General features: G+C 28.1%; 10 protein-coding genes. All 10 read left to right on the top strand.

Going from position 1 to position 11920, the window contains the following annotated elements:
• Positions 1-340 precede the first annotated feature (340 nt).
• Positions 341-1927, top strand: coding sequence for a hypothetical protein (locus RWS90_RS06965; protein ID WP_314549932.1), 1587 nt, complete (start codon positions 341-343; stop codon positions 1925-1927).
• A 172-nt stretch (positions 1928-2099) separates the two neighbouring features.
• Positions 2100-2630 carry a hypothetical protein gene (locus RWS90_RS06960; RefSeq protein ID WP_314549931.1) on the top strand — a complete coding sequence of 177 codons (531 nt, stop codon included), beginning with the start codon at positions 2100-2102 and terminating at the stop codon, positions 2628-2630.
• 79 nt (positions 2631-2709) lie between these two features.
• Positions 2710-3210 (top strand): DUF5067 domain-containing protein, encoded by a 501-nt coding sequence (locus RWS90_RS06955; protein WP_314549929.1) that lies wholly within the window; start codon positions 2710-2712, stop codon positions 3208-3210.
• Positions 3211-3479: 269 nt separating this feature from the next.
• Positions 3480-4913: a PTS mannitol transporter subunit IICB gene (locus tag RWS90_RS06950; protein WP_314549925.1), complete on the top strand. Its 1434-nt coding sequence runs from the start codon at positions 3480-3482 to the stop codon at positions 4911-4913.
• 139 nt (positions 4914-5052) lie between these two features.
• On the top strand, positions 5053-7035 hold the full coding sequence (locus tag RWS90_RS06945; protein WP_314549923.1) for a PTS sugar transporter subunit IIA: 1983 nt from the start codon (positions 5053-5055) through the stop codon (positions 7033-7035).
• Positions 7036-7263: 228 nt separating this feature from the next.
• The gene (locus RWS90_RS06940) at positions 7264-7707 is read left to right on the top strand and encodes a PTS sugar transporter subunit IIA (protein ID WP_314549920.1); all 444 of its coding nucleotides are present in this window, start codon (positions 7264-7266) and stop codon (positions 7705-7707) included.
• A gap of 31 nt (positions 7708-7738) precedes the next feature.
• Complete coding sequence (locus RWS90_RS06935) at positions 7739-8887, top strand: mannitol-1-phosphate 5-dehydrogenase (RefSeq protein WP_314549918.1); 1149 nt, start codon at positions 7739-7741, stop codon at positions 8885-8887.
• A gap of 364 nt (positions 8888-9251) precedes the next feature.
• A complete protein-coding gene (locus RWS90_RS06930) occupies positions 9252-10013 on the top strand; it encodes a nitroreductase family protein (protein WP_314549916.1) in 762 nt (253 codons plus the stop codon).
• A gap of 172 nt (positions 10014-10185) precedes the next feature.
• Positions 10186-10596 (top strand): hypothetical protein, encoded by a 411-nt coding sequence (locus RWS90_RS06925; protein ID WP_314549914.1) that lies wholly within the window; start codon positions 10186-10188, stop codon positions 10594-10596.
• 60 nt (positions 10597-10656) lie between these two features.
• Positions 10657-11646, top strand: a complete 990-nt coding sequence (locus tag RWS90_RS06920) for a type II TA system antitoxin MqsA family protein (protein WP_314549912.1) — start codon at positions 10657-10659, stop codon at positions 11644-11646.
• The last annotated feature ends 274 nt before the right edge of the window (positions 11647-11920 follow it).

The following is an 11920-nucleotide window of genomic DNA, read 5'->3' as shown; positions in this document are numbered from 1 at the left end:
CTGCCTAGATTTCTTGAGTGATTTTTTCCCGTGCCCCGAACTTGACAAAGAGCCAATTTTTATATACAATAGTTATATATTGTTGTGTATTTTGTAAGTTATCCGTTATAATAGTTTTCATAAGAGTAAATTCCCTATTTGATTTGAAGTAATTTCATTTTACAGGATTTACTCTTCTTTTTTATATTTTATCTTACATCAATTGTAACACTATAGAAATTTGTAAAATCAACTTTTGAGAGAGCTGTGAAAAATTATGAATAAAAGATCAAATTTGGTATAATTATTAATGTGAAATTTTAAAATATTATAAAATTGGATTTTATTTATAGGAGAAGATATGTTTGATTATTTAAAGGTTTGGATAAATACAAATGAAGAAACTGAAAATAAAATAGTAAATGATTTTTTATCAGATATTGATATAGAATTAGAAGAAAATTATTTATATAAAAATATAGTATATAAGTTCTGTAAAAATGAACAATTAAAATATTGGAATAGAGAAATTTATTATTTTATCGACAACAAAATTAAAACATTAGAAAATAAATTAGGAAAGAATAAATTATTGAATGTAATAATTGATAATCTGGATTTATTAATTAAATCATATGAAAAATTGTTAACTATTGAAGAAAGAATAATTTTAATGGAGAAATTTAATGGTTCCGAGGAACTGAAAGCTAATATTTTCTCACTTAATATATATAATGATTTATTGAATTCTTCTTACAGTAATCTTTTAAAATTTTTTATAGAAATAGAAGGAATTGTTGAAGAAAAAAATTTATCTCAGAAAAATTTAACATCTCAAATAGATGTACTTACTGCGAGGGAATATGAAGAATTAACAAAATTATCTGATTCAAACATACGAAACTCTATCTCTCATGGAGATACATATTTAAATAATAACAAAATAGTTTTTAGTTATAAAATAGGTAGAGAATATTTAGAAAAAAATAAATCAACGTATGATTTTGTAATTGATTTAAAAGAAGTATTTGATGCTACTGCTGCGACATGCCTAAGGTTATTTATATATTTAATCGAAAATATGGTAACAGAAGAGGTTATACTACAAAATCCCGATATTTCGGAAGAAGGGAAAAACTTTATAAAAAATTTAAGTTATTCGACAATATTAATGGAGTGTAATTATTCATATTCATTTAACCCATTTGGAAATAAAGAAAAAATACAATTTAATATAGATTATACACATCCAAATTTAGATATCGATTCTCGTTGTGAATTTGGACTACATGTAGTAAATTGCGTAGTAAAAAACGAGAATTTAAAATTTACTGATGATTTATATGTTGGATTTAAGTCAACAAAGTCATTAAATTCATTTCTTAGTTTAAGTGTAAAACAGCTATCTGAAATATTTAGTTATTCAGAACAAAGAGAAAATGCGTTGGCAGAATTGTATCGTTCATCATCAATGTGGGAAGTGAATGAAGAGATTAGGAATGAAACTGATGATTTATTTAGAAACTATGGAAATATAGAAAATGAGAGATATAAGGTTTCAGAAATAACCGATATTAGTTTAGATGATAAAAAAAGATTTAGTTGCACAATGTATGTTGGAAAAGTTAATAAATTTCAGTTGAAAGAAATGGTTAATGAAGCTATTATGGAAGTGAAGACTATTAAAAATTATGGATTTAGTAATAACAAAGTGAAGCACGGGGAAATGGAAACTGACATTGTATTTATGACTATTTATAAAGAAGAAGTAAGAAGAGGAAATAAGAGAAGTTTATTTCCAGAGAACGATAATTTTATTTGTTATGTTCAGTATGATATAAATAAAAAATTTCAAATAAAAAATGATTTAATCGATAAATATTTGACTCCAGAAAGAATAGGTTATTTACAATATAGATGGAATCCAAATTTTAATAAAAAAAAATAAATATTTAGGAGTGAATTTACTAATATATGGTAACAAAGAAACAACATTATTATCCGAGATCTTTAATTAAGTATTTTGCCAATGAAGATGATAAATTATATACATACATTAGGATTTCAAATAGGATATAAAATATAAATTAAGAAATAATAGTTGTTTAGGAGGTTTGATAATGATGAATTTAGATCCAGGATCTTTAGCAGATTGGGTAGGAAATGTAATATCATTTCTAGGAATACTTATTGCTTCATTTTTTACTGTACGATATTATCGTAAAGATAACAGAAAAACATGGAAGTTGTACAAAAATATTGAGTTTAAGAGAATTCTTCTCGAGAATGGTGTAGAAATTGTAACTGATGATGAAATAATAGTTATTAGTTGTTATAATAATGGAAAATTACCAGTATTTCTTGAAGTAAATAAAGTTGTAAAAAGAAAGAGATATCTATTTAATAAATATTCTAAAACTGTTGAGGAATTTCTACTATGGAGGAAGGACTTTGATATAGATAAAAATAATAAAATAAAAATAATGCCATCAGAGTTTGTTGAAATATATAAAGTAGATTTGAAATTTGTATTAGAATTTTATGAACAGAATAAAAGTAAACTTAATAGTTATGAGGATTTTTATTTTCGTATAGAAGAATTAGAAGGTAAAAGAAAGTATATAAAAATTAATGATATTTTCGAAGAGTAAAGGTGTTTAATACTATGAAATCAAAAAAATTATTAACAGCATTAATACATCTAGCTTAATAATAAGTGGATGTTCAACAATGAAGGAAGAAAAGAAAGAAAATCCAGTTAAGAATGAAACTGATAAAGATAAAGTAAATTCTTCTAGTAGAGAAGGTCAGTATACATTTAAAGATGGAAAAGTTGTCATGACTGATATTGATATAAAAATTACTAAGTACAAAGTTATACCTGTTGGATCTGAAGGTAATGAATATGGTAAAAATCCTGTTATAGCATTCTGGTATGATACTACGAACAAAAGCGATAAAGATATAATTTCACCTAGTGTTGCTTGGACAGCTGCTTTTCCAAATGGAGCAATTCTGGATAATGATAAAAACAAGGTTAATAAGCTTCAGCCAGCATCACATCCTGATAAGTCTTTACTTAATGATCAGTTAGTTACAATTAAAAAAGGCGGAACAGTTTCTGGAGCTGTAGCTTATGAACTTACAGACTTAACTACACCTGTAAAACTTACTGCATATAAAGGAGTAGGTGGAGTTGAATTAGGTAGTCAAGAATTTGCTGTGAAATAAAATAAATTTTATTCGGATTGATATTATATCAGTCCGAATTTTTTGATGAAATTTTAATTTTTTATAACACTGTTAACACTCAATAATAACTATTTTTAATTTTTTTGCCAAGTTGAAATTATTTCCTAAAATACTGGTATTAAAGTATTTGTGTTGCGTTTTCAATTTGGCAAAATTCATTTTGCCTACTTTGATATTGTTAGTTGACTAGGCAGAATGTATAATGAGTTCATAAGATAAAAGTAAAACACAAAAGGAGATATATACTTATGAGCGAAAATAAAAGTAGTTTAAAAGTTTTAGTTCAAAAAGTCGGTACTGCTCTTTCAAGTATGGTAATGCCTAACATTGGAGCATTTATAGCTTGGGGATTAATTACTGCATTATTTATACCAACAGGATGGATGCCAAACGCAAAACTTGCGGCATTAGTTGCACCGATGATATTCTTCCTATTACCACTATTAATTTCTTATTCAGCTGGTAAAAACGTTCATGATGAACGTGGAGGAGTTGTAGCAGCGATTGCTACTATGGGTGTTATTGTTGGAACAGTGACAATCAATGAAAAAGGTTTAAATGGAACACCAATGTTCCTAGGAGCTATGGTTATGGGACCTATCGCAGCTCACCTAATGAAAAAATTTGACAAAGCAGTTCAACCAAAAATTAAAACTGGATTAGAGATGTTAGTAAACAACTTCTCAGCTGGTATTCTTGGATTTATCTTAGCTATTTTAGGATTCTTTGGAATTGGACCTATTGTTAAAGTTATTACTAATGCACTTAGTGCTGGAGTAGATGTGATTATTAATGCGCATTTATTACCACTTGCTAACGTGTTTATCGAACCAGCAAAAATCTTATTCTTAAACAATGCGATTAACCATGGTATCTTAACACCAATCGCAACTGAACAATCATTAAATACTGGTAAATCAGTTCTATACCTATTAGAAGCTAACCCAGGTGTTGGATTCGGTATCTTACTAGCTTACATGTTCTTTGGAAAAGGTTCTGCTAAAGCTTCTGCTCCAGGTGCAGCAATCATCCACTTCATCGGTGGTATCCATGAGATCTACTTCCCATATATCTTAATGAAACCTGCATTAATCTTCGCAGCTATGGCAGGAGGAGTAAGTGGTACAGCAACATTCCAACTATTAGGTGCAGGTCTTCGTGCTCCGGCTTCACCAGGTAGTATTTTAGCAGTATTCGCTCAAACAGCTACAGGAAGCTACTTCGCAGTAACTGCAGGGGTGGTAGTTTCTACTCTAGTAACATTCGTAATCGCAAGTATCATCTTAAAACGTGATAAAGGTGATGGAGATCTAGAATCAGCACAAAGCAAAGTAAGTAACATGAAAGCTGAATCAAAAGGACAAGACGTAGCAGCTGATACTGCAAGTGAAACTTCTTATGCTGATGTTAAAAGAATTATCTTCGCTTGTGATGCAGGAATGGGAAGCTCAGCGATGGGTGCTTCTATCCTACGTAATAAAGTGAAAAAAGCTGGACTTGATTATGAAGTAACAAATGTAGCGATTAGAAATTTAAATGAAGAAAGTGGATTATTAATCGTAACTCAAAATGAATTAACGCCAAGAGCGAAACAAATGAATGGAAAAGCTCTACACGTATCTGTAGATAATTTCCTAAACAGTCCAAAATACGATGAAATCGTTGAGAATTTGCAAAAATAGAAAAATAACTATATAATATTTTGTAAATAGATACGGTAGTGTTTATGACTTCTTCTTAGATAAGGCGCTATGCATTACTAAGAGGAAGTCATATTTTTATTATGAAAGAAAGTTTTGGATATCTTTGAATGGAGGTCATATGTTTAACGAACGTGAAAAATTAATATTACAAGTTTTGTTGAAAAATACTGATGAAGCACTTAGTATAAAAGAGATTGCTAAGGCTACAAAAATTAAAGAACGAACACTCTATAGAGAAATTAAAAACTTAGAGAGTTCATTAAATCAACTTGGAATAGATTTAACGAAAGAAAAGTCTAAGTATGTACTAAAAGGTAATTTATCCGAGTTGGATTCTTCATTATTTGAAGCTAGTTTTCAAGATTATGCATATTCAACTGAAACTAGATTGAATTTAATATTATGCTTCTTAATTCTTAGTGAAGATACTTCGATTAAAGATATTTCTGAGAAACTGATGTTAAGTTATAATACTGTTGCGACTGCAATAGGCACTATCGAAAAGATTTTATCTGATTACAAGTTGATATTGATTAGAAAAAAAGGGCATGGTATTGAAATAGAAGGTAGTGAAATAGATCGAAGAGTACTTCTTATTTCATTGCTGTGTAATGAGATTAGTGATGAGGAATTTTTCACTAGATTAAATGACCGTAGTATTTTATCAAGCAATCCATTTACAAAATTCTTGAATTTTGACTTTATAAAAAAGGTATTTTATCAAAATAAACATCTTGATGTGTTTAAAATATATACTGATTCTAGTATTAAGAAAATTCTTATAAGTTTAAATGTGGTGTTTCTTAGAATGTCATATCCAACTGATATTAAAGAAAATATTACGAACCAAGAATATGATAGTATAAAGTCATTACTAATCGCTTCTAAAGATATTATTGAATTTGATATTACAGATGATATAATTCAATTTCTTATCAAAATATTAAAAACTTGTCGTCTAATTGAACAACTTTCATATTTAAATGATAAGTATTCATATACATTAGTATATAAAATAAGCCTATTGATAAAATATGTTTCTGAAAAAATGAATGTAGATTTTACACAAGATACGAATCTTTCTAGTGGTCTTATTGCACATGTTGAATCAGCTATAAAAAGACATCAGATGAATTTAATAGAGGAAAATGATGAATTACAAGATTTTGTATTGAAAAATTACAACGAGCTATATCTTGTAATTAAATCAGAACTGTTAGTTGTGTTTGATGAAATTATGTTTAATTCTACGGAGTTAAGTTATATTGTTATACATTTTGCTTCTAGTTATGAACAAATTTATAGAAAGAATTTTATTCGTGCTCTAGTAATATGTGCTAGCGGTATAGGAAGTTCAAAAATTTTAGGTAGTCAGATTAGAAAGAATATTCCTGAAATAAAAAATCTAGAATATACAATTCCTAGTAAGGTAACTAAATCTTTAGTAAATAATTATGACGTAGTAATATCTTCAATCGAATTAGAACAAGATGTCGATTACTTATTAATCCCGACTATACTAAAAGAAAAAGATATAAACTTAATTCGTGAAAAAATATTATCTAGTAGGAGTTTCAAAAGAAATAATGCTGTTAAAAGAGAAAATATTATCAATATTGATAGGTTTAGCCATGCGTGTCGAATTATTTTGAAAAACACTGAGTATGTTGAAACAGCTAGCGTAGCTAATTATGAAGAAATATTAAATGGTATTTTAAAGGATTCAACACTGAATATTACTAACAAAGATGAAGTTTTAAATAGTTTGTTAGAAAGACATACTAAGAGTTCTGTAGTTATTCCTAATACGAATATAGCTCTTTTCCATACGTTGAATAATGATATCAAAGAACCGTTTGTTATTATTAGTTCGTTAAATGATAGTATCATTATGAAGGATCCAATGGGAAGTGATCAGATTGTTGATAATTTTATAGTGATGGTTAGTCAAAATCAACAAGAATTTACAGATTTACTTAGTCAAATTAGTATTGCGATATTAGATGATGAGGTATTTACTAAAGCTTTGGCTAGTAAGAATAAAGACTTTATCCTTACAAAGATTGAACTAATTTTGAAAAATTATATCTTACAGTTATAGTTATAATAGCGACTTGGAAATTAATTTCAGGTCGCTATTTTGTTATAAATGAAGTTCATATATAGCGATGTTTTAAAGTGATTTACTGTCGAATTTATTTTTTGGCAGTATTTATAACTCTATTTTGGCAAAAAGTGTTTCGCCGACTTTGATATTGTTTAGTAGGATAACTAAAGGTATAATTAACTTATAAGAGATAGAATAAGAAAACTAGAAGGAGAAATGAAGATGAATTTAACAAAAAAAGATATTAGATTAGGACAAGAAATTAGTAACAAAGAAGAAGCGATTAGAAAAGCAGGAGAAATCTTAGTAGAAAATGGATATGTAGATAGTGATTACATCCCTGCAATGTTAGAAAGAGAAGAAATCGTATCAACTTACATGGGGAACTTTATTGCGATTCCTCACGGAACAGATGAAGCTAAAAAATCAATTAAAAGTACAGGAATTTCTATTATTCAAATACCTGGAGGAGTTTCTTTTTCGAATCCTGAAGATACTGAAGATAAGATGGTATTCGTAGTATTTGGTATAGCTGGTAAAGACGGTGAGCATTTAGAATTATTATCAAAAATAGCAATCTTCTGTTCAGAACAAGAAAATGTTATAAAATTAGTAAATGCAGCTACTGAAGAGGAAGTTATTACTTTATTATCAGAAGTTGAATAATTAAAAATAAAATTAGTAAGAAGGTATTACAATGAAAAATTTACACTTTGGTGCGGGAAATATCGGACGTGGATTCATAGGAGAATTATTAAATAAATCTGGATATCACATTACTTTTGTAGATATTAATAAAGATGTGGTTAATGATTTAAAACGCCGTGATACATACACTATTAGAATATTAGATGAAAATATTGAAGAAGTTGAACTTAATAACTTTGATGCTTTAAACATTGCTGAAGAAAAAGAACAACTTTATACAGCAATCAGTGAGGTAGAATTAATTACTACTTCTATAGGTCCGAATGTTCTGCCTATCATAGCTAAAGATATCGCAGAAGGATTAAAATTAAAAGTAGAGAATAATAATACTAAATTATTAGATATTATCGCTTGTGAAAATATGATCTCTGGATCTGAATTTTTAAAAACAGAAGTATTTAAACACCTTTCAGAACAGGAACAAGATTTTGTTAATGAATATGTAGGATTCCCAAATTCTGCAGTAGATAGAATTGTACCAGCTCAAAAACATGATGATGTTCTTTTAGTTGAAGTAGAGAAATTCTGTGAATGGGTAATAGAAGCGGATAAAATAAAAGTAGAAAGTAATAGAAATATTGAACAAGTACACTACGTAGAAGATCTTAATCCATTTATTGAAAGAAAACTATTTACGGTAAATACAGGACATGCAGCACTAAGCTATATTGCGAATTACTTAGGTATTGAGTTAGTTTCAGATGGTGCTAAACATGCTGATGTAAGAAAAGATTTCATCGCTGTATTAGAAGAAACTAGTGCATTACTTGAGGAAAAATGGGGATTCGATAAAGCAGAGATGGAAGCTTATAGAAATAAAACAATCAAACGTTTTGAAAATCCTCGTATTGTAGATAATGTTTCTAGAATTTGTCGTACTCCTATAAGAAAATTAGGGTATAATGAAAGATTCATTAAACCTATTAGAGAAACAGAAGAATTAGGATTATCAAATAGTGCTTTATTAAAAGCTTGTTCATATATTCTTACATTTAAATCTGAAGAAGATGAACAATCTGTAAAACTTGAACAATTAATTAAAGAAAAAGGTGTTATTGAAGCTTTAAGTGAAGTAACAGAATTGACGGACACAGCCTTATTAAATAAAATCAAAAAAGGTTATGAAAAATTAGTTTAATAATACATACAAGTATCTCTATAGTAAAATTATGACATGACGTGTATACATAAGAATGAAATAGTATGTATTATTAGCAGTTTTATATAAAATAATAATTGAAAGTCTTTGGAATATTGATTCTAAAGACTTTTCGCTTTATTTTTGAAAAAATAAGGTGAAGCTATTGGAACTACAACGTATAAATGATATCATTGTAGTAAGAGTTACTACAACGGAATAATAAAATATAAAGGATGGGATGGATATAGTGTATTTTCATAAAGATTAAAAATGTTGAATCTTATCAGCCTATTTCCTTTCATTCTATTCTTTTTCACGTTATAATTAAGTTACTATTACTAGAAATTTTCGGAGGTAACACATGAATGAAGTAATTAAAACGATGCTAAATCATCGTACGACTCGTAGTTTTGTAAAAGGAAAAGAACTACCTAAAGAACATCTTGAGCAAATCATCACTAGTTCAAAACAAGGATCTAGCTGGATGAATGGTCAACATTATAGTATTATTGTAACAACAGGTGAAACTAAACAACAAATTGCTGATTTAATCCGTGAAAAATCACCTGGTAATGCGGTTCATATCGAAAATTCTGCGGCGCTTTTACTATATTTCTTAGATTATACTAATATTAAATTATCATTTGATATTGAAGGTGGAGAGTTTGATATTTCTAATCAATACGAGCCTTTACTTATCGGGACTTTAGATGTTGGTATAGCGATGCAAAATGCCGCTTTAGCTGCTGAGTCTTTAGGATATGGAATCGTGTATTGTGGTGGTTTAAGACGTTTTGGCAATAGTATTTCAGAATTATTGAATATTCCTGAGACTGCTTTATTTGTATGTGGTTTAAGTATTGGGGTTATAGATGAAGAGTTATCAACAGAAAAAGTTAAACCTAGATTACCAGAAGTGGCTAATGTAGGATATAATGAATTCCCTAAATCAAATGTAGAAGTATTAAAAGAATACCGTCAAACAATGGAAGACTTCGCAGAAGCACGTGAGACTAAAACATGGACTAAGAAGTTCGCTGATTTCTATGCACAACCTTCTAGTATAGAAAAAGTAACTAAAGAACTATTAGAAAAAAATGGTTTTGTGAGTGAGAAGGAATAAAGAATAAGATTAAATTAGAAAACCGCTTATGTAGTTGTATGCTAGATAAGCGGTTTTTTTGTAATAAGATAATAAAAAAGATGATTTTTTCAAAAAAATGTACTAATTGATACATTTTTAATTGACAAAAGTCGTAGTTTTAGTTATGATGATAGTATAAAGAGGTGATTTTATGAACCCTAATTATAATCAAAATTATACAAAAGAAGATATAGAAAATATTCTATACATAATAAAAGAATGTATAAGATCCAATAAATACACGATTTCATTTAATCAAAATAGGAGAGAAAATATCGCATTTGTTAACGATTATAATATTAGAAGTGATAAGCAAAAAAGTATATTACTAAATATTAAAGTTGATGATTTTTGTCACTCTCTACAGAATACAAATATTGGATATGAACATGAAGTGTTGTATGTTTTTGTACCTCAAGTAAGTTTATTTAATATAGATGATGTAGAAGAAGTTGTAGATATTTATACAAAGTTTAATATAATTGATTATGGAGAGACAAATCGTACTATAGTGATTTCCTTTCATAAATGCAATAAAGAAATAGATTATGCATTTAGATAATCTAATTATAAAGATGATGTATATTTTGAAATGGATAAATAGTAAGTGAGGAATTTTGATATGGAAAAAGTTTTTTGTGAAAACTGTAGAAATGATGTTGAGTATAGCATAATTGAAGAACAAATGATAGGAACTATAAAAGGTGAGACTTATACTTACACTGGCAAAGTTGCTAAATGCAAAGAATGTAAATCTGATATCTTTGTGAATAGTATAAATGATTATAATCTAGAAGCTTTATATGATGTATATAGAGAAAAGAATGGTATCATCTCTTTAGAGAAAATATTAGGAATATGTGAAAAGTATAATATATCTAAGCGTCCATTGTCATTGTTATTAGGATGGGGTGAACAAACTTATTCACGTTACTGTAATGGAGATATTCCTAGTAAACAGTATTCAGATATACTAAATAAAATCTATGAAAGTCCAGTATTTTATAGTGAACTTTTAGAAAATAATAAAGAAAAATTACCTTCAGAAATTGCGTATAAAAAAAGTAAAGAAGCAGTTGATAAAATTCTTGAAGGGAATTTAAATGAAGAGTCAAAAATAAATAGGGTTATTAATTATATCTTAAATCGTTGCGAAGATATTACGCCTTTAGCATTACAAAAATCATTGTATTATGTCCAAGGATTTTATTATGCATTTAATAATGAATTCTTGTTTGAAGAAGATTGTCAGGCGTGGGCGCATGGTCCGGTTTATCCCGAGATTTATTTTAAATATAAACATTATAAATTTGATCCAATTGAATCAAAAATAGAAGTTTCAGATACAATATTTACATCATCAGAATTGATAATTATGGAAAATGTAGTAAAACATTTTTGTTGCTATAGCGGAAAAGTATTAGAAAAATTTACACATTCTGAATATCCTTGGTTAGAAACTAGAGGGAAAATTCCAGAATTAGAATCATCTACTGAGATAATAAAAAAAGAGTATATTGGAAAATATTTCAAAGACGTTAGAGAAAAATACAATATGATAAATCCTAGTGATATAGAATCATATGCAAAAAAAATGTTTGACTGTATGTAAAATATTAGCCTACTAATTTGAAAATAGTGTCGCTTGCTGATGGAGCGGGGTAGAAGTAATTCAGTACGAAAATAGTGCCGTTTGCTGATGGTACGGGATAAAAATAATTCAGTTTGAAAATTGTGTTTAGATAAATAGATTCATAAATAACTGCCACATATGTATTTTAATAATATATATGTGGTGTTTTTTATTGTTAAAAAGACACCTATGTAATCACATAAGTGTCTTGCAGAGCAGAAATTAATCTCTCTGAGAAAGTTACCAGTAGAGC

Source organism: uncultured Gemella sp., assembly GCF_963529685.1.
Taxonomy (GTDB): Bacteria; Bacillota; Bacilli; order Staphylococcales; family Gemellaceae; genus Gemella.
This window is presented reverse-complemented; position numbering and strand designations above follow the sequence as displayed.